The sequence below is a fragment of the Pseudomonas sp. AC211 genome, from assembly GCF_979258055.1.
Genome location: NZ_OZ409830.1, coordinates 1,739,123 through 1,757,481 on the forward strand (window position 1 = coordinate 1,739,123; position 18,359 = coordinate 1,757,481).

The following is an 18,359-nucleotide window of genomic DNA, read 5'->3' on the forward strand; positions in this document are numbered from 1 at the left end:
GAGGGGAGAGGGGGCATATCGAGGTGCTCGCAGGATTTCCTCTCCCCTCTACCTCTGGGAGAGGGGGTGAGGGTGGGGTCAAACGCGCTGATCGGCCCTAAGCAGCGTCTCCAGACACTGCTCCTGAATCCCGTAAAACGTTTTGATCCCTTGAATCCGCTCCATCACCGGCGCCGGGTCTACCGGTTCGGGGCGTTTCACGGCGAGGATCATTTTGTTTTTGTTGGTGTGTTCCAGCGAGACGAATTCGAACACTTTGGTTTCATAGCCGCAGGCTTCGAGCAGCAGGGCGCGCAGGCTGTCGGTGACCATTTCGGCTTCCTGGCCCAGGTGCACGCCGTATTGCAGCATGGGCCGCAGCAGCGCCGGGGTTTGCATCTGTGGGCGGATCTGTTTGTGGCAGCACGGCGAGCACATGATGATCGAGGCGTCGCTGCGAATACCCAGGTGGATGGCGTAGTCGGTGGCTACGTCGCAGGCGTGCAGGGCGATCATGATGTCGATGGCGGCTGGCGTGTACGTGCGCACGTCGCCGTGCTCGAAGCTCAGGCCCGGTTGCTCCAGACGCGCAGCGGCGTCGTTGCCCAGGCGCACCATGTCTTCGCGCAATTCCACGCCGGTGACCTTGCCCTGACGGCCGAGACTGTTGCGCAGGTAGTCGTGCATGGCGAAGGTCAGGTAGCCCTTGCCGGAGCCGAAGTCCACCGCGTGAATGGCCTCGTCGGCGCCGCGTTGTTGCAGCGGCGAGCTGGCCAGGGCGTGGGAAAACACTTCGACGAACTTATTGATCTGCTTCCACTTGCGCGCCATCGCTGGCACCAGTTCGTGCTTGGCGGTGGTCACGCCGAGGTCGGTGAGGAACGGGCGCGTCAGCTCCAGAAAACGTTTTTTCTCGCGGTCATGGCCGGCCTGGGCGCCTTCGCGTTCCACAGCCTTGCCCATGAAAAGCCGGCTTTTGTTTTTCTTGCCGAAGGTCAGTTGCACGTCGTCGGTGAGCGACAGCAGGTGGGCGTTTTTGAACGCGGCCGGCAGTAAGTCGGCGATTAGGGCCAGGGCCTCGGCGTGGGGGAAATTCTTGGTGATGTCGCGGGTTTTGTAGGTGTACACGAACGACAAACACGCCTGGCCGCGCACGGTCACCGGACGGATTGCCACCCGTTGCAGCTCGGTTTCCTCGCCGTGGTATTTGCTCAGCAGCACCTTGACCAAGGTGTTCTGCACCAGGCTTTTTTCCACGAGGGCAAGGAAATCGCCACGGTCATCGGTGGTGGCGGCGGCGGAAACTTCGACTGACATGGACGGGCCCGGTCTTCACTGGCTGGCGAGGGGCGGTAATGCTACAGGGTTCGCGCCGTTCTGTGGCGCCGCGCCAGCAGGTGGTCGATGGACAGCACGCCAGGCCCGCGCGCCATCAGCAGCAGCAAAATCGCCGCCCAGGTGCCGTGCACGGGGTAGGCGTCGGGGTAGACAAACAGCTGAATCGTCAGCGTCATGCCCAGCAGTGCCAGGGCGGAAAAGCGTGTGGCCAGGCCCATCAGAATCAGCACCGGGAATAGGTGCTCGCTGAACGTGGCGAGGTACGCCGCCGTTTCGGGCGGAATCAGCGGCAGCGCGTATTCACTGGTGAACAGCGGAACGGTCGAGTCGGCCAGGTGCGGGTTGTCGTAGACAAAGGTGCCGCTCACCAGGTCGACGGCAAAGCCCTCGACCTTGGTTTGGCCGGATCGCCAGAACACCGCCGCAATGGAAAACCGCGCGATAAAGGCGATCAGGCTGTGGGGAATTTTTTCGAACAGGTCGATCAGGCGTTGGATGTTCATGGGGTTGCTCGGTAAGAAAGCGCGGTGATCGCGCCGTGGGAAATCAGCAGGGCCAGTGCGGCGCCGAGGTCGACATCCGGCGCGCAGGATTGCGCCGCGTCGGCGAAGGTCTGGCCATTCAGCAGCCGGCCAATAAAGCCGGCGCTGTCGGCGTCGATGCCGATCACCAGCACGTCGAGGTGCTGACGCAGCACCAGGCAATGTTCGGCGCTGCCAAGGTCAACCTGCTCGATGGCCAACTCGCCCTGATGCGCGGCCCATAGCGAGCGCACCCCGTAAGCCGACGTCAGCAAGTGAACGCAGGCGTGCAACTGAAACCGCACATCGCCCAGACGCTCGCTGTCGCCTAGCGCGCCGGCTAGCACCTCATGCGCGACGGGCTCGGCATCAGCCGCGTGGTAAGCCTGCACCCGCAAGGCTTCCAGTCGCGCCATGTCTGCGAGGTACGGCAGCGTGGCGGCAGGCTCGAAGGTTTCTATAAACAACGGAAAGTCGCTGCCGTAGTGCACCAACAGGCACGAGGAAGGCGGATTGGCTTTTACGTACACCGCCGCCATGGCGCGGAAAAACGCCTCGCCGACCAACTGCTGCACAACGGGAAAGGTATCGGCCAGGGCATTGATCAGCGAGCTGAGCACGTTGTTGCGGTACACGGCGAAACGCGCCGCCGGGTCGGAGCCGTTGTAAGTGTGCAGCCCGCTCGGCGTGATGAGCTCGTCGCTCAGCAGGGCGTGCTCGAACTCGGCTTGCACGCTCATCGCGCGGTGCTCCGCGCCAGTACGCGTTCGGCCATGTGCGCTTCGGCTAGCAGGTGGTCCAGCGGCGGCACGTCGTTGTCGCGTTCGATCAACGTCGGCAGAGGGCCGAGGCGGGCGATGAGTTCGGCGTACAGCTGCCACACGGCGTGGTCTACCGGCGCGCCGTGGCTGTCGATCAACAGGCGGGCGCCGCTGCTGTCGCGGTCTTCGGCAAAGCCAGCGAGGTGAATCTGCTCCACAGCGTGCAACGGCAGTTCGTTGAGATAAGCCTGCACGTCGCGCTGGTGGTTGATGCACGAGATGTACAGGTTGTTGACGTCCAGCAGCAGGCCGCAGCCGGTGCGCTGCACCACGTCGCGGATAAACGCGGCCTCGCTCAAGCTTGAGGCGGTGAACTCGACGTAGGTGGCGGGGTTTTCGAGCAGCATGCGGCGCTTGAGCACGGTTTGCGTGTGGTCGATGTGTTCGCACACGCGCGCCAGCGTCGGTTCGTCGTAGGCCACGGGCAGCAGATCGTTCAGGTACGTGGGCCCGTGGCTGGACCAGGCCAGGTGCTCGGAAAACGCCGCAGGCTCGTAGCGTTCCAGCAGGGTGGCGAGGCGTTGCAGGTGGTCGCGATCCAGCGGCTCGGCGCCGCCAATCGACAACCCGACCCCGTGCAGCGACAGCGGGTAATGCTGGCGAATCTGCCCGAGGTAGTGATGACAAGGGCCGCCGGCGACCATGTAGTTTTCCGCATGAATTTCGAAGAAACCAATGGCGGGCAGGCTGGCGAGAATGGCTTGGTAATGCTGGGACTTCAAACCCAAGCCCGCACGCGCGGGCAGGTTTGAAACAGAAGCGAGAGGCGCGCCGCTCGGAGCGATAACGGACTGATTCATGACGGCGCGCCCCGTGTACTTAGGCTTTTTCTTTAAACGCTGCCATCTGACCGAAGCCGGTCGGGGAGGTCGGGCTGGCGGTTTTTTCGCAGGTGCCAGCCGGTACGTGTTTCCAGGCGCTGCCTTGGTAGTCCTTGGTGGACGTGCCAGCACAGGTGGTGCCTGCGCCTGCTGCGCAATCGTTTTTACCCTTCATGGAAACGCCAAAACATTTTTCGCCTTTGCTGTCATCGGCATGGGCAACCATAGGCGCGGCGGCGATGCTCAATGCGCTGCCCAAGGCCAGAGCGAGGGCGGCGGTATGCAGAGGGCGGTTTTTGTTGTTCATGGAAGTGTCTCTCTTCAGTGGGAGGAAACAAGCCGTAGTGGCCTGCTTAGTGAAGTAGAGAAACGAGGCGGGGGGTTGTTACAGGGGACGGAAAATAATTTTTTCCTGGTTTGAATGGATCAAGAGCATCGCGGCTAAAGCCGCTCCCACAGGGTATGTGCGGTCTGTGGGAGCGGCTTCAGCCGCGATGCTTTTTGAGGTCAACCGCCCAGGTAGGCGTCGCGCACTTTCGGGTCGGTGAGCAGCGCCTCCCCCGTGCCTTCCATAACGACATGCCCGTTTTCCAGCACATACGCCCGGTCAGCAATCTTCAGCGCCTGGTTGGCGTTTTGTTCCACCAGGAACACCGTCACACCGTCTTGGCGCAGCTGTTCGATGATCTGGAAAATCTGCTGGATGATGATCGGTGCCAAGCCCAGCGATGGCTCGTCGAGCAGCAGCAGCTGCGGCTTGCTCATCAGCGCACGGCCGATGGCGAGCATTTGCTGTTCGCCGCCGGACATGGTGCCGCCGCGCTGGCTGTAGCGCTCTTTCAGGCGCGGGAACAGGTGCAGCACTTTGTCGAGCTGTTCCTGATAGTCGCCTTTGTCGGTGAAGAAGCCGCCCATGGCCAGGTTTTCTTCAACGGTCAGGCGGGCAAAGATGCGGCGGCCTTCAGGCACCACGGCAATGCTTTTGCGCATGATCTCGCTGGATTCCAGGCCCACCAGTTCTTCGCCTTGGTAGCGAATGCTGCCGCTGGCGGCACGCGGCGAACCGCACAGGGTCATCAGCAGGGTCGACTTGCCGGCGCCGTTGGCGCCGATCAGGGTGACGATCTCGCCTTTGTGCACTTGCACGTTGACGTTATGCAGCGCTTGGATCTTGCCGTAGAAGGTGGAAACGTTGTCGAAATACAGCATGGTTACGCTTCCCCCAAATAGGCTTTGATCACTTCCGGATTGTCGCGAATCTGCTCCGGAGTGCCATCGGCCAGCGGTGTGCCCTGGTTGATCACGACGATGTGGTCGGAAATGCTCATGACCAGTTTCATGTCGTGTTCGATCAGCAGCACCGTGACGTTGTATTCGTCGCGCAGCACGCCGATGAGCTGCTTGAGCTCTTCGGTTTCGTTCGGGTTGAGACCGGCCGCCGGCTCGTCGAGCATCAGCAGGCGAGGGCGGGTCATCATGCAGCGGGCAATTTCCAGGCGGCGTTGCTGCCCGTACGCCAGCGTGCCGGCCGGGCGGTTGGCGACCTCGGTGAGGTTGACCTTATCCAGCCAGTGCGCGGCAAACTCCATGGCTTCACGCTCGCTTTTGCGAAACGCAGGAGTCTTGAACAGACCGGCCAGGAAGTTGGTGTTGATGTGCCGGTGCTGGGCAATCAGCAGGTTTTCAATGGCGGTCATGTCTTTGAACAGGCGCACGTTCTGGAACGTACGCACCACGCCCTTGCGGGCGATTTCATGGCCGGCCAGCCCCTGAATGGCTTCACCGTCGAGCAGGATGGTGCCGCTGGTGGGTTTGTAGAAACCGGTCAGGCAGTTGAACACCGTGGTTTTGCCGGCGCCGTTCGGGCCGATCATCGACACCACTTGTTTCTCTTGCACGGTCAGGCCCACACCGTTGACGGCCAACAGACCGCCGAAGCGCATGCACAGGCCGCTTACTTCAAGAATCGGGCGGCTCATTGCTTCAACTCCAAGTGCGGGCGCTGCATGGGCAAGAAGCCCTGTGGACGCCAGATCATCATGAACACCATCAGGGCACCGAACAGCAGCATCCGGTACTCGCTGAAGTTACGCATCAGTTCGGGCAGCAGAATCATCACGATGGCGGCCAGAATCACCCCCAGCTGCGAGCCCAGACCGCCGAGCACGACGATGGCCAGAATGGTTGCCGACTCCAGGAAGGTGAACGACTCCGGGGTGATCAGGCCTTGGCGCGCGGCAAAGAAGCTGCCGGCGAAACCGGCGAAGCAGGCACCGAGGGTGAAGGCGGAGAGTTTGATCACAGTCGGGTTCATGCCCAGGGCGCGGCAGGCGATTTCGTCTTCACGCAGCGCCTCCCACGCACGGCCGATGGGCATGCGCAGCAGGCGGTTGATGACGAACAGCGCGACCAACACCAGCAGCAAGGCCACCAGGTACAGGAAGATCACTTTGTAGATCGAGTTGTAGGCGATGCCGAAGTATTCGTGGAAGGTTTGCAGGCCTTCCGCCGCCTTGCGCTCGAAGCTCAGGCCGAACAGGGTCGGTTTGTCGATGTTGCTGATGCCGTTCGGGCCGCCGGTGAGCTCGGTGAGGTTACGCAGCAGAATGCGGATGATCTCGCCGAAACCCAAGGTGACAATGGCCAGGTAGTCCCCGCGCAGACGCAGCACCGGGAAGCCCAGCAAGAAGCCGAACAGCGCCGCCATCAGGCCGGCAATCGGCAGGCACAGCCAGAAACCGAAGCCGTAGTAGTGCGAGAGCAGGGCGTAGCTGTAGGCGCCGACGGCGTAGAAGCCGACGTAACCCAGGTCGAGCAGACCCGCCAGGCCGACCACAATGTTCAGGCCGAGGCCGAGCATCACGTAAATCAAAATCAGCGTGGCGATGTCCACCGCGCCGCGCGAACCGAAGAATGGCCACACCAGCGCCACCACCACCAGGGCCAGCACGAACCAGCGCTGGGTCGAGGGCAGGGTCAGGAAGTTGGTAGCCGACGACGGCACGCCCGGCACTTTCGGCACGGCGTCCCAGGCATTGCCCAACTGGGTGCGGAACAACTGCCAGAAAAACATGCCGATGGCGCAGGCAAAAATGGTCCACAGCACCGGCGCGCTGGCGCCGTGCACTTCCAGCTTGATGCCGACGATGTTCAGCTTCAGGCCCAGAATCGGGTAGGCCACGGCCAGCACCAGCAGGGCGCTGAAAAACGCCGTCTTGAGCTGTTTGGCTTTAATAGAACTGGTCATACCTTTTTCAACCTCCGGGCGACCGAGAATGCCGGTCGGGCGGAACAACAGCACCAGCACCAACAGGCTGAACGCCACCACGTCTTTGTATTGGTCGCCGAAAATGTCGGCACCAAACGCTTCAGCCACACCCAACACCAGACCGCCAAGCATGGCGCCCGGAATGCTGCCGATGCCGCCGAGTACCGCTGCGGTAAAGGCCTTGATGCCGGCCAGGAAGCCCAGGTTCGGGTTGATCACGCCGTACTGCATGCCCAGCAATACCGCCGCAACGGCCGCCAGGGTGGCGCCGATGACAAAGGTCAGGGCAATGATGTTGTTGGTGTTGATGCCCAGCAGGTTGGCCATCTTGATGTCCTCGGCGCAGGCGCGGCAGGCGCGGCCCAGGCGGGAGCGGGAGATGAACACCGTGAGGCCGGCCATCACCAGGAACGTGACGACGAAAATCAGCACCTGCATATAGGAGATGACCACACCGTTCATGGTGCTCTCGCCAAATACGAAGTTGCCGGGGATCAGGTTTGGAATCGCTTTGTCTTTCGAGTTCTGCGCGAGCAAGACCTCGTTCTGCAGAAATATCGACATACCGATTGCCGAAATCAGCGGGATCAAACGGTTGCTGCCGCGCAGCGGTCGGTACGCGACCCGTTCAATGCTGTAGCCGTAGGCGCTGGCGACAATGATGGTGGCCGCGAACGCCGCGATCAGAATAATCGGCAGGCTGTCCAGGCCCATCATGGTCAGGCCGGCGATCACCAGAAAGGCGATGTAGGAACCGATCATGTACACCTCGCCGTGGGCGAAGTTGATCATGCCGATAATGCCGTACACCATCGTGTAACCGATGGCGATCAGGGCGTACGTGCTGCCAATGGTCAAGCCATTAACCAGCTGCTGTAAGAAATGGTAGATGTCAGGCATCAGAACTCTCCTGAAAACTTGCAAAACCTGTTGCGCGACTCGATAGCTCTGTCAGGTCGAGATGTTCCCTGCAGGCCGGTTACGGCTGCATCCACTCGGTGTGGGCACAGTTAGCTGGGGTTCCAGCCAAGCGGTGTGGTCAATCGCTTCCATCACGAAGCACGCCTTGTGCTTCGCCCCGTGCGGGGTCGGCTCGCGCCGCTCAGACCTGCCAGTGGCGGTCTGCCTTGCTATTTAGCTGGGGATTGGGGTTTTGAAGCTTTCGCGTGGGCGGCGCTCATTCGCTTGTGGCTGAGCGTGGACCCGTTTACCTCTTAAAACAAAGCCCACTGCGTGTGCAGTGGGCTTCGGGTTGCGGCTTGTTACTTACTTGGCTTCTGTTTTGGTGCCGTCAGCGTGCCAGTCATAGACCACGAAGCTGAAGTCTTTCAGATCGCCTTTGGCGTCGAAGCTCAGGTCGCCAGTCGGGGTGTTGAAGGTGTTGGCGCGCAGGGCGGCCGCTACCTTGGCGGTGTCGGTGTCGCCGGCTTTCTTGATGCCTTCGGCAATCACTTGTACCGCTGCGTAAGCCGGGAACACGAAAGGACCGGTAGGGTCTTCTTTCTTGGCTTTGAACGCTTCAACCAGGGCCTGGTTTTTCGGGTCTTGGTCGAACGACTTCGGCAGGGTAACCAGCAAGCCTTCGGAAGCAGGACCAGCGATGGCCGACAGCTCTTTGTTACCCACGCCTTCTGGGCCCATGTAGCGAACTTTCAGGCCTTTCTCAGCCGACTGACGCAGCAGCAGGCCGAGTTCCGGGTGGTAGCCGCCGTAGTAAACGAAATCGACGTTGGCTTGTTTCAGCTTGGAGATCATGGCCGAGAAGTCTTTGTCGCCGGCGTTGATGCCTTCGAACAGCGCGACTTTCACGCCTTTGGCTTCCAGGGTTTGCTTAACGGCAGTGGCGATGCCTTCACCGTATTGCTGCTTGTCGTGGATGACCGCAACGGTTTTTGGCTTGATGTGGTCAGCAATGAAGTTGCCGGCGGTTGGGCCTTGCAGGCTGTCCAGACCGATGGTGCGGAACACCAGCTGATAACCACGGGCGGTGATTTCCGGGCTGGTCGAGGCCGCGGTAATCATCAGAATGCCTTCGTCTTCGTAAATGTCCGAAGCCGGCTGAGTGGAGCTGGAGCACAGGTGGCCAACCACGAATTTCACTTCGTCGTTAACGATTTTGTTGGCCACGGCCACGGCTTGTTTCGGGTCGCAAGCGTCGTCGTACACCACGCCTTCGAGCTGCTGGCCGTTTACGCCGCCAGCCTTGTTGATTTGTTCGATAGCCATTTTGGCACCGATGAACTGCATCTCGCCGTATTGAGCGACCGCGCCGGTAACCGGGCCAGCCAGGCCGATTTTGATGGTGTCAGCTGCTAGTGAATAGCTGGCGACGCCGGCCATAGCCATGGCTGCAAACAGTTGCTTAGTAGCCTTGTTCATAGTGCTCCACTCTTATGTTTTTTCGTTTTTTTGTAAGACCCGATCACGCGAGCTGCGCGAGCGGTTCATGCCCTGTTGGCCTAAGCTGCGGCGCCAGACGAAAATCCCCGGCCCTAAGTCCCTTTGAATACGAGGGTCCTGGCAACTTTAACGGCGGAGTTTAGAGTGCCGATTTGTGCCTTGAAAAGCGGCGACTGATGCTGTCTGTAGGCAATGTCGCTAAATCGAAATAAATGTATAGAAAAACGGCGTGTCGCCACTGCCGGGCAGAGCGTCAGGCCGATCTTGTTCCCCCGGCAAACGCCGCTATCATTGCCGCCCGGCGGCTTGGCCGCCATTTACATCTTGTCGAACAAAAAGAGCCCGTGATGACCGACGCCATTGACCCGCTTTACGCCAAGTTGCTAGGCGAAACCGCCCCGATCACCTGGCAAGAGCTGCAGCCCTTCTTCGCCCGTGGCGCCTTGCTGTGGGTAGCGCCCGGCAGTGACCTGATCGAGGTGGCCATGGGGTTTGCGCAAGACAACGGCGCCCAGGTGGCGCAGTGGTTGGCGGATGGGGTGGTGAGCAAGGTGGAAGCAGAGGTGGCGCAGGACTTGCTCGACCGTGACCCGACGCTGTGGGCCGTGGTGGTGGCGCCTTGGGTGTTGGTTCAAGAGCGGGGGTAGGGCGCGGGTTCGTCGTTTCCAGGAATCGAGGCTAAAGCCTCTCCCACAGGTTTCATTCCATGGTGGGAAAGACGTCGTTTTATTGTGGGAGAGGCTTTAGCCTCGATTGGCCAGACCTGAAAACCGCACTCTCACCTACAAAAACGCAAAAAAAGCCGCTCAATCGAGCGGCTTCTTCATACCAACATTCTTACTCTTCGATGGCACCCATGGCCGTGGTGTTGAAGCCACCGTCCACATAGGTGATTTCACCGCTGATGCCCGAGGCCAAATCCGAGCACAGGAAGGCGCCGACGTTGCCGACTTCTTCGATGGTCACGTTTCGGCGCAGTGGGGTTTGCGCTTCGTTGGCGGCGAGCATTTTGCGGAAGCTCTTGATGCCGGAAGCCGCCAGGGTGCGGATCGGGCCAGCGGAGATGCAGTTCACGCGAGTGCCTTCCGGGCCGAGGCTGCCTGCCAGGTAACGCACGCCCGCTTCCAGGCTGGCTTTGGCCATGCCCATCACGTTGTAGTTGGGCATGGTGCGCTCGGCGCCCAGGTACGAGAGGGTGAGCAGGCTGCCGTTGCGGCCTTTCATCATTTCGCGACCGGCTTTGGCCAGGGCCACGAAGCTGTAGGCGCTGATGTCGTGGGCGATGCGGAAACCGTCACGGGTGGTGACTTCGGTGAAGTCGCCGTTCAGTTGGTCGCCAGGGGCGAAACCGACGGAGTGAACGATCACGTCCAGGCCGTCCCACTTCTTGCCCAGCTCAACGAATACGTTGGCAATTTCTTCGTCGCTGGCCACGTCGCACGGGAAGCACAGGTCGGCGTTCGAGCCCCAGCCGGCGGCGAATTCTTCGACGCGGCCCTTGAGCTTTTCGTTCTGGTAGGTGAAGGCGAGTTCAGCACCCTCGCGATGCATGGCGGCAGCAATGCCGGATGCGATGGACAGCTTGCTGGCGACACCGACGATCAGTACGCGCTTACCGGCGAGAAAACCCATGGTGTTATTCCTCTTCCTGCTTTCAAGGATTAATCGGCAGTGGCTGGGACCAGGAAAGCGGCCTCCAGCAACTGCTGCGTATATACGTGTTGCGGGGCGGCGAAAATGGCTTCGGCTGGCCCCTGTTCCACCACCCGACCTTGCTTGACCACCATCAAGTGGTGACTCAGCGCCTTGACCACCGCCAGGTCATGGCTGATGAACAAATAGGTCAGGTTGTACTTGCGCTGCAGCGATCGCAGTAATTCCACCACCTGGCGCTGCACGGTACGGTCCAGTGCCGAGGTGGGTTCATCCAGCAGAATCAACGCCGGCTTGAGCACAAGTGCCCGGGCGATGGCGATTCGCTGCCGTTGCCCACCGGAGAACTCGTGGGGGTAGCGATGCCGGGTTTCCGGATCCAGACCTACCTCCAGGAGTGCATCGATTATTGCCTGCTCCTGTTCTTCTTCACTGCCCATCTTATGAATGCGCAGCCCTTCACCAATGATCTGACACACCGACATCCGCGGGCTCAGGCTGCCAAACGGGTCCTGAAACACCACCTGCATCTGCCGCCGCAAGGGCCGCACTTGATGCTGGGTCAGGTCGTGCATGTCCTGGCCTTGAAAGCGGATGACGCCCTTGCTGCCAATCAGCCGCAAAATCGCCAACCCGAGGGTGGATTTGCCGGAACCGCTTTCACCCACAATGCCCAGGGTTTGGCCCTGAGGCAGGCTGAAGTTGATGCCGTCCACCGCTTTCACATGATCGACCGTATGGCGCAGCACGCCTTTCTTGATCGGAAACCACACCCGCAGGTCTTCGACTTCGAGCACTGGCTTGCCGGCTGCGTTGGCCACCGGCGAACCGCTGGGCTCGGCTCCGAGCAATTCCTGGGTGTAGGGATGCTGCGGATTGTCGAACAGTTCATCGCATGAAGCCTGTTCGACGATCACTCCGCGCTGCATGACACATACCCGGTGTGCAATTCGTTTTACCAGGTTCAAATCGTGGGTAATCAGCAGCAGCGCCATGCCCAGGCGGGCCTGCAAATCTTTGAGCAGTTCGAGAATTTTCAGCTGCACGGTGACGTCCAGCGCCGTGGTCGGCTCGTCGGCGATCAGCAGCTCCGGCTCGTTGGCCAGCGCCATGGCGATCATCACCCGCTGGCGCTGCCCACCAGACAATTCATGGGGCAGCGCTTTGAGGCGTTTGTGCGGCTCGGGAATGCCCACCAGCTCGAGCAATTCCAGGGTGCGTTTGGTCGCGGCTTTGCCGGTCAGGCCTTTGTGCAGGGCCAGCACTTCGTTGATCTGCTTTTCGATGTTGTGCAGCGGGTTCAGCGAGGTCATCGGCTCTTGGAAAATCATGGCAATGCGGTTGCCACGGATGTGCCGGAGTTTCTTTTCGTTGACCGTCAGCAGGTCGTGTCCGGCATAGCGAATGCTGCCGGCCGGGTGGCGCGCGAGCGGGTAGGGCAGCAGGCGCAGAATGGAATGCGCAGTCACCGATTTTCCCGAGCCGCTTTCGCCAACCAGCGCCAAGGTTTCGCCACGGCGAATATCAAAGTTCAAGCCTTGGATCACGCACTGACGGCTCGCGCCCGAGGTGAATTCCACGGCCAGGTCGCGCACTTCAATGAGATTTTCCGGCGCGGTGTTTGGCGGTGTTTTAGGGTTCTGGCCCATGTTATTTCCTTGGGTCGAAGGCATCGCGAGCAGCCTCGCCGATAAACACCAACAGGGTCAGCATCAGGCCCAGCACGGCAAAGGCGCTGATGCCAAGCCACGGCGCCTGGGTGTTGGATTTACCCTGCGCGACCAATTCACCCAGCGACGGCGAGCCGGCCGGCAGGCCGAAGCCGAGAAAATCCAGCGCGGTCAGCGTGCCGATGGCGCCGGTGAGAATGAACGGCATAAAGGTCATGGTCGAAATCATCGCGTTGGGCAGAATGTGGCGGAACATGATGCCGCCGTTCTCCATGCCCAGCGCCCGCGCGGCGCGCACGTATTCCAGGTTGCGGCCACGCAGGAACTCGGCGCGCACCACGTCCACCAGGGTCATCCACGAGAACAGCAGCATGATGCCCAGCAGCCACCAGAAGTTGGGCTGCACAAAGCTGGCAAGAATGATCAGCAGATACAGCACCGGCAGCCCCGACCACGCTTCCAGAAAACGCTGGCCGAGCAGGTCGACCCAACCGCCATAGAAGCCTTGCAGCGCGCCGGTCACCACGCCGATCACGGAGCTGAAAATGGTCAGCGTCAGGGCGAACAGCACGGAAATGCGGAAGCCGTAAATCACCCGCGCCAGCACGTCGCGGCCTTGGTCATCGGTGCCCAGCAGGTTGTCCGCAGAGGGCGGTGCGGGCGCCGGTACTTTCAGGTCGTAGTTGATGGTGGAGTAGCTGTAGGGAATGGGTGGCCACAGCGTCCAGCCGCCTTTTTCGGCGATCAGTTCGCGGATATACGGGCTCTTGTAGTTCGCCTCCAGCGGAAACTCACCGCCAAACGTGGTTTCCGGGTAGCGCTTGAATACCGGGAAATACCAGCCGCCGTCGTAATGCACCACCAGCGGTTTGTCGTTGGCGATCAACTCGGCGCCCAGGCTTGCCACGAACAGCACGAGAAACAGCCACAGCGACCACCAGCCGCGCTTGTGCGCTTTCAGGCGTTCGAAGCGGCGACGGTTGAGGGGTGACATTTTCAATGCAATGCCCATGCTCAACCCTCCCGATTCGCGAAGTCGATGCGCGGATCGACCAAGGTGTAAGTGATGTCGCCGATCAACTTCACCACCAGCCCGAGCAAGGTGAAGATAAACAGCGTGCCGAAGACGATGGGGTAGTCGCGGTTGATCGCCGCCTCAAAACTCATCAAGCCCAGGCCGTCGAGGGAGAAGATCACTTCGATCATCAGCGAGCCTGTAAAAAGATGCTGATAAACGCGGCGGGGAAGCCGGCGATGATCAGCAGCATGGCGTTGCGGAAGACGTGGCCGTACAGAATCGCGTTGTTGGTCAGGCCCTTGGCCCGCGCAGTGACCACGTACTGTTTGTTGATTTCGTCGAGAAAGCTGTTTTTGGTCAGGAAGGTGAGGGTGGCGAAGTTGCCGATCACCAGCGCCATCACCGGCAGCACCAAGTGCCAGAAGTAGTCGAGAATTTTCCCGCCCATGCTCATCTGGTCGAAGTTATTCGACGTCAGCCCGCGCAGGGGAAACCAGTCGTAATAGCTGCCGCCGGCAAACAGCACGATCAGCAAAATGGCGAACAGAAAAGCCGGAATCGCATAGCCGACGATGATCGCCGAGCTGGTCCACACATCAAACGTGCTGCCGTTGCGCATGGCTTTGGCGATGCCCAGCGGAATGGACACCAGGTACATGATCAACGTGCTCCATAACCCGAGGGAAATGGACACCGGCATTTTCTCCACGATCAGGTCGACCACCTTGGCGTCGCGGAAGAAGCTGTTGCCGAAATCGAGCTGGGCATAGCTTTTGAGCATCAGCCAGAAACGCTCCGGGGCTGATTTGTCGAAGCCGTACATTTTCTCGATTTCTTTCACCAGCTCCGGGTCCAGGCCTTGCGCGCCCCGGTAGTTGGAACCGGCCACCGACACCTCGGCGCCGCCACCGGAGATGCGACTGGTAGCGCCTTCGAAGCCTTCCAGCTTGGCGATCATCTGTTCCACCGGCCCGCCCGGCGCGGCCTGAATGATGATGAAGTTGAGCAGCAAAATGCCCAGCAGCGTCGGAATGATCAGCAGCAGGCGCCGCAGAATATAGGCAAGCATTTATTGGGAATCCTGTGGGGCCGCTTCGGGCGGCGCGGCGTCGGTGCTGGCCGGCGCTGCCGCTGGGGAGGTGCCCTCGGCGGTCTCGCGGGTTTGCCACCAGGTCATCAGGCCAAAATCATATTTCGGCGTGATGGCGGGCCGGCCGAATTTGTTCCAGCGAGCGATGCGCCAGGTGTCGATGTAGTAGTTGGGAATCACATAGTTGCCCCACAGCAGCACGCGGTCGAGGGCGCGTGCGTGCGTAATCAGGCTTTGGCGCGAGTCGGAGCGAATCAGGCCGTCGACCAACTCGTCGATGGCCGGGTCGCGCAGGCCGATGAAGTTCCGGCTGCCGGGGCTGTCGGCGCTGCTGGAATGCCAATACTCGCGCTGTTCGTTGCCCGGCGAGTTGGATTGGCCCCAGGTGGCGTTGGTCATGTCGAAGTCGCGCGAGCGTAGGCGGTTGACGAACTGCGAGGCGTCGACGCGGCGAATCTGCATGTCGATGCCCAGTTCGGCCAGGTTGCGCATAAACGGCAGCAGAATGCGCTCCATGTTCAGTTGGTACAGCATGAACTCGAAGGCCAGCGGCTTGCCGTCGGGGCCGACCATTTTGTCGTTTTCAATCTTGTAGCCGGCGTCCAACAGCAGCTTGTATGCCTTGCGCTTTTGCTCGCGAATCATACCGTCGCCCGACGACACGGGTGGGCGGAACACCTCGGTGAACACTTGGTCGGGCACTTTGCCGCGCAGCGGTTCGAGCAGTTTCAGCTCGGCCGCGTCGGGCAGCTCGTGGGCCGCCATGTCGGAGTTTTCGAAGTAGCTGCTGTTGCGCTTGTAAGAGCTGAAGAACAACTGCTTGTTCGACCATTCGAAATCGAACAACAAGCTGATGGCTTCGCGAACGCGCGGGTCCTGGAATTTCGGCCGGCGGATGTTGAAAGCAAATGACTGCATGCCCACCGAGTTGTGGTTGGGCAGGGCTTCTTTAACGATGCGGCCATCGCGCAGGGCCGGGCAGTCATAGCCGGTGGCCCAGTCTTTGGCGGAGTACTCGAGGTTGAAGTCGAACTGGCCGGCCTTGAACGCTTCCAGCGCTACCGACATGTCGCGGTAGTAGTCGATCTGCACGGTGTCGAAGTTGTAGTAGCCGCGCGTCACGGGCAGGTCTTTGGCCCACCAGTTGGGGTTGCGTTCGTAGCGGATGCTGCTGCCCGGCGACACCTGGGTAATGCGATACGGGCCGCTGCCCAGCGGTACTTCAAGGTTGGCTTTGTTGAAGTCGCGCGTGGCCCACCAGTGTTTCGGCAGAATTTGCAGTTGGCCGATGATCAACGGCAGCTCGCGGTTGCCGGCGTGCTTGAAGTTAAAGCGCACGGTCAGCGGCGTTTCGGCCACCACGGTGTCGACGTCCGCGTAGTAGTTGCGGTACATCGGGTCGCCGTTTTTCAGCAGGGTATTGAAGGTGAAAATCACGTCGTCGGCGGTGACGGGCGTGCCGTCGTTGAAGCGCGCCTTCGGGTTGATAAAGAAGCGCACGTAACTGTCGTCGGCGGCCTTCTCGATTTTCTCGGCGATCAACCCGTACTCGGTGAACGGCTCGTCGGGGGAGTGGTAGGTGAGGCTGTCGTAGAGCAAGCCCAGTTGATCGGCCGATACGCCTTTGGGAATGAACGGGTTGAGGCTGTCGAAGCCGCCGTTGCCGGCCAGGCGCAGGGTGCCGCCTTTGGGGGCGTCGGGGTTTACGTAGTCAAAGTGTTTGAAATTGGCGGGGTATTTGGGTGCTTCGTCGTACAGGGTAATGGCATGTTGCGGCGCCGCTGCGGCTGTCAGGCATAGACCGGCGAGCAGAGCGCCGCTGCCAACGCGCAGCACGGTGCGCAAAAACAAAGTCATAAAGCCTTCTCCGTGGGCTTCAGCCACCAGGCGCGCAACCCGAGGGTGTAAGGCGGCGTGGTGACGGAGGCGAACCGGTTGCGGTACGCCAGGCGGTGGTAGTTGAGGTACCAGTTGGGAATCATGTAGTGCTGCGACAGCAGCACGCGGTCCAGGGCGCGGGTGGCGGCCACCTGTTCATCGCGGGTTTGGGCTGCCAGCAGGCTTTCGAGCAAGCTGTCGACCACCGGGCTGCGAACGCCCGCGTAGTTTTTGCTGCCTTTGACGCTGGCCTGGCTGGAGTGAAAGTACTGCCATTGTTCGAGGCCGGGACTGAGGTTTTGCTGCAGCGTCATCAGAATCATGTCGAAGTCGAATTGGTCCAGCCGCTGTTTATATTGCGCCCGGTCGACGGTGCGCAAGTTTGCCTGTACGCCAATGCTGGCGAGGTTTTCCACATACGGCTGGAGAATGCGCTCAAGGTTGGGGTTGACCAGCAGCAGCTCGAAGCGCAGCGGTTCGCCCTTGGCATTTTGCAGACGCTGGCCGTTGAGCTTCCAGCCGGCGTCGGCCAGTAGACCCAACGCGCGCCTGAGGGTTTCCCGCGGAATGCCGGCGCCCTGGGTTTTCGGCACCGCGAACGGCTCGGTAAACAAGCGGGCGGGCAATTGCTCGCGGAACGGTGACAGCAGCAGCCACTCGCGGCCTTCGGGCTTGCCGGTAGCGCTGAACTCGCTGTTTGGGAAATAGCTGCTGGCGCGGGTGTAGGAATCGTTGAAGAGGGTGCGATTGGTCCACTCGAAATCGAGCATCAGGCCCATGGCTTCACGCACCTTTTCATCGGCAAAGGTTGTGCGCCGGCTGTTCATGAACAGCCCCTGGGTCTGCGTGGGAATTTGATGGGGAATTTGCGCGCGGATCACGTCACCGCGTTTCACGGCCGGGAAGCGGTAACCGTTGGCCCAGTTTTTAGCTTGATGCTCGATATAAAAATCGAATTCGCCGGCCTTGAAGGCTTCGAAGGCAACATCGCTGTCACGGTAGAACTCGACCTCCATGCGGTCGAAGTTGTACTTGCCACGGTTCACCGGCAAATCAGCGCCCCACCAGTCTTTTACGCGCTCGAACACCAGGCTGCGGCCAGGCGTGATCTCGGTGATTCGGTACGGGCCGCTGGTTACCGGGGCGTCGAAGGTGGTGGCTTTGAAGTCGCGGTCTTTCCAGTAATGCTGCGGCAAAATAGGCAGCTCGCCGAGGCGCAGAATCAGCAGCGGATTGCCGGCGCGCTTGAGCACAAAGCGGATGCGGTGGCGATTGAGGATGTCGACCCGCGCCACTTCCTGCAGGTTGGTGCGGTATTGCGGATGACCTTGCTTGAGCAGCGTGCGGTAGGAAAACGCCACGTCGAAGGCGGTGACCGGTTTGCCGTCGTTGAAGCGCGCTTCAGGGCGCAAGTTGAACACCACCCAGCTGCGGTCCTCGGGGTATTCCACCGACTTGGCAATCAGCCCATAACTGGACGCCGGCTCATCGCCGGAAGGGTCGTACTGGCCGGTGCCGGCCATCAGCGGTTCGTTTAATTCGCCAATGCCGTATTGGGCAAAGTTAGGAGTAGACGAAGGGCTGCTACCTTTAAATGTATAAGGGTTTAGAGTGTCGAAGGTGCCAAATGCCATCACTCGAATCGTGCCGCCTTTGGGCGCGTCTGGGTTAACCCAATCGAAGTGAGTGAAACTGGCGGGATATTTGAGTGTGCCGAATTGCGCATACCCATGGCTTTCGCTGATGGAGGCGAAAGCGGGAACGCACAGAGCCAGACTCAAGAGTAGCGAAAGGAGGCAACGCATCAGGCTAGGTGGTCCGTTCCGTAGCGGCATTGAGCTTCGTGGCCGTACAGTAACAGCTTGTATCCGCTGGAAAAAGAGAAAGCCCAGAGGCCGGTTT

The 18,359-nt window shown here is 60.5% G+C and carries 15 protein-coding genes and 2 pseudogenes; 1 reads left to right on the forward strand and 16 read right to left on the reverse strand.

Going from position 1 to position 18,359, the window contains the following annotated elements; translation table 11 throughout:
* Positions 1-78 precede the first annotated feature (78 nt).
* The 10 genes and pseudogenes from ACZZZP_RS08370 to ACZZZP_RS08415 all read right to left on the reverse strand — a co-directional run bounded on the left by ACZZZP_RS08370 (position 79) and on the right by ACZZZP_RS08415 (position 9,127).
* A complete protein-coding gene (locus ACZZZP_RS08370) occupies positions 79-1,296 on the reverse strand; it encodes a class I SAM-dependent methyltransferase (protein ID WP_463382399.1) in 1,218 nt (405 codons plus the stop codon).
* Positions 1,297-1,337: 41 nt separating this feature from the next.
* A complete protein-coding gene (locus ACZZZP_RS08375) occupies positions 1,338-1,820 on the reverse strand; it encodes a DoxX family protein (protein ID WP_463382400.1) in 483 nt (160 codons plus the stop codon).
* On the reverse strand, positions 1,817-2,578 hold the full coding sequence (locus ACZZZP_RS08380) for an HvfC/BufC family peptide modification chaperone (RefSeq protein WP_463382401.1): 762 nt from the start codon (positions 2,576-2,578) through the stop codon (positions 1,817-1,819). The genes ACZZZP_RS08375 and ACZZZP_RS08380 overlap by 4 nt, the downstream gene beginning before the upstream one ends.
* Positions 2,575-3,459: an MNIO family bufferin maturase gene (gene bufB / locus ACZZZP_RS08385; protein WP_463536438.1), complete on the reverse strand. Its 885-nt coding sequence runs from the start codon at positions 3,457-3,459 to the stop codon at positions 2,575-2,577. The genes ACZZZP_RS08380 and bufB overlap by 4 nt, the downstream gene beginning before the upstream one ends.
* 19 nt (positions 3,460-3,478) lie before the next feature.
* Entirely contained in the window at positions 3,479-3,787 is a 309-nt protein-coding gene (locus tag ACZZZP_RS08390; RefSeq protein ID WP_122453359.1) for a BufA1 family periplasmic bufferin-type metallophore, read from the reverse strand.
* A gap of 200 nt (positions 3,788-3,987) precedes the next feature.
* Positions 3,988-4,689: an ABC transporter ATP-binding protein gene (locus ACZZZP_RS08395; RefSeq protein WP_463382403.1), complete on the reverse strand. Its 702-nt coding sequence runs from the start codon at positions 4,687-4,689 to the stop codon at positions 3,988-3,990.
* Positions 4,690-4,691: 2 nt separating this feature from the next.
* Positions 4,692-5,459, reverse strand: coding sequence for a high-affinity branched-chain amino acid ABC transporter ATP-binding protein LivG (gene livG / locus ACZZZP_RS08400; protein WP_122453357.1), 768 nt, complete (start codon positions 5,457-5,459; stop codon positions 4,692-4,694).
* Positions 5,456-6,727, reverse strand: coding sequence for a high-affinity branched-chain amino acid ABC transporter permease LivM (locus ACZZZP_RS08405; protein ID WP_122497798.1), 1,272 nt, complete (start codon positions 6,725-6,727; stop codon positions 5,456-5,458). Before ACZZZP_RS08405 ends, livG begins: the two co-directional genes overlap by 4 nt.
* 3 nt (positions 6,728-6,730) lie before the next feature.
* Positions 6,731-7,648 (reverse strand): annotated as a pseudogene (livH, locus tag ACZZZP_RS08410) (high-affinity branched-chain amino acid ABC transporter permease LivH); the annotation flags it as partial.
* Positions 7,649-8,014: 366 nt separating this feature from the next.
* Positions 8,015-9,127, reverse strand: coding sequence for a branched-chain amino acid ABC transporter substrate-binding protein (locus tag ACZZZP_RS08415; RefSeq protein ID WP_122497800.1), 1,113 nt, complete (start codon positions 9,125-9,127; stop codon positions 8,015-8,017).
* A 368-nt stretch (positions 9,128-9,495) separates the two neighbouring features.
* Between ACZZZP_RS08415 and ACZZZP_RS08420 the strand changes: the two genes are divergently transcribed.
* Complete coding sequence (locus tag ACZZZP_RS08420; RefSeq protein ID WP_463382404.1) at positions 9,496-9,795, forward strand: DUF2288 domain-containing protein; 300 nt, start codon at positions 9,496-9,498, stop codon at positions 9,793-9,795.
* A 190-nt stretch (positions 9,796-9,985) separates the two neighbouring features.
* Here the strand turns inward: ACZZZP_RS08420 and fabI are convergent, their stop codons facing one another.
* The 6 genes and pseudogenes from fabI to ACZZZP_RS08450 form a co-directional block, all read right to left on the reverse strand.
* Complete coding sequence (gene fabI, locus ACZZZP_RS08425; RefSeq protein WP_463382405.1) at positions 9,986-10,780, reverse strand: enoyl-ACP reductase FabI; 795 nt, start codon at positions 10,778-10,780, stop codon at positions 9,986-9,988.
* A gap of 29 nt (positions 10,781-10,809) precedes the next feature.
* Positions 10,810-12,450, reverse strand: a complete 1,641-nt coding sequence (locus ACZZZP_RS08430; RefSeq protein ID WP_463382406.1) for an ABC transporter ATP-binding protein — start codon at positions 12,448-12,450, stop codon at positions 10,810-10,812.
* Between the two features lies 1 nt (position 12,451).
* A complete protein-coding gene (locus ACZZZP_RS08435) occupies positions 12,452-13,471 on the reverse strand; it encodes an ABC transporter permease (RefSeq protein ID WP_463384676.1) in 1,020 nt (339 codons plus the stop codon).
* Positions 13,472-13,485: 14 nt separating this feature from the next.
* Positions 13,486-14,558, reverse strand: a pseudogene (locus ACZZZP_RS08440) (microcin C ABC transporter permease YejB).
* The gene (locus ACZZZP_RS08445) at positions 14,559-16,436 is read right to left on the reverse strand and encodes an extracellular solute-binding protein (RefSeq protein WP_463382407.1); all 1,878 of its coding nucleotides are present in this window, start codon (positions 16,434-16,436) and stop codon (positions 14,559-14,561) included.
* Positions 16,433-18,262, reverse strand: coding sequence for an extracellular solute-binding protein (locus ACZZZP_RS08450; RefSeq protein ID WP_463382408.1), 1,830 nt, complete (start codon positions 18,260-18,262; stop codon positions 16,433-16,435). Before ACZZZP_RS08450 ends, ACZZZP_RS08445 begins: the two co-directional genes overlap by 4 nt.
* Between the last annotated feature and the right edge of the window lie 97 nt (positions 18,263-18,359).

Bases quoted from the DNA above. Each gene is read 5' to 3' on its own strand.
- ACZZZP_RS08370 (WP_463382399.1), bottom strand. From the start codon at position 1,296: ATGTCAGTCGAAGTTTCCGCCGCCGCCACCACCGATGACCGTGGCGAT.
- ACZZZP_RS08375 (WP_463382400.1), bottom strand. From the start codon at position 1,820: ATGAACATCCAACGCCTGATCGACCTGTTCGAAAAAATTCCCCACAGC.
- ACZZZP_RS08380 (WP_463382401.1), bottom strand. From the start codon at position 2,578: ATGAGCGTGCAAGCCGAGTTCGAGCACGCCCTGCTGAGCGACGAGCTC.
- bufB (WP_463536438.1), bottom strand. From the start codon at position 3,459: ATGAATCAGTCCGTTATCGCTCCGAGCGGCGCGCCTCTCGCTTCTGTT.
- ACZZZP_RS08390 (WP_122453359.1), bottom strand. From the start codon at position 3,787: ATGAACAACAAAAACCGCCCTCTGCATACCGCCGCCCTCGCTCTGGCC.
- ACZZZP_RS08395 (WP_463382403.1), bottom strand. From the start codon at position 4,689: ATGCTGTATTTCGACAACGTTTCCACCTTCTACGGCAAGATCCAAGCG.
- livG (WP_122453357.1), bottom strand. From the start codon at position 5,459: ATGAGCCGCCCGATTCTTGAAGTAAGCGGCCTGTGCATGCGCTTCGGC.
- ACZZZP_RS08405 (WP_122497798.1), bottom strand. From the start codon at position 6,727: ATGACCAGTTCTATTAAAGCCAAACAGCTCAAGACGGCGTTTTTCAGC.
- ACZZZP_RS08415 (WP_122497800.1), bottom strand. From the start codon at position 9,127: ATGAACAAGGCTACTAAGCAACTGTTTGCAGCCATGGCTATGGCCGGC.
- ACZZZP_RS08420 (WP_463382404.1), top strand. From the start codon at position 9,496: ATGACCGACGCCATTGACCCGCTTTACGCCAAGTTGCTAGGCGAAACC.
- fabI (WP_463382405.1), bottom strand. From the start codon at position 10,780: ATGGGTTTTCTCGCCGGTAAGCGCGTACTGATCGTCGGTGTCGCCAGC.
- ACZZZP_RS08430 (WP_463382406.1), bottom strand. From the start codon at position 12,450: ATGGGCCAGAACCCTAAAACACCGCCAAACACCGCGCCGGAAAATCTC.
- ACZZZP_RS08445 (WP_463382407.1), bottom strand. From the start codon at position 16,436: ATGACTTTGTTTTTGCGCACCGTGCTGCGCGTTGGCAGCGGCGCTCTG.
- ACZZZP_RS08450 (WP_463382408.1), bottom strand. From the start codon at position 18,262: ATGCGTTGCCTCCTTTCGCTACTCTTGAGTCTGGCTCTGTGCGTTCCC.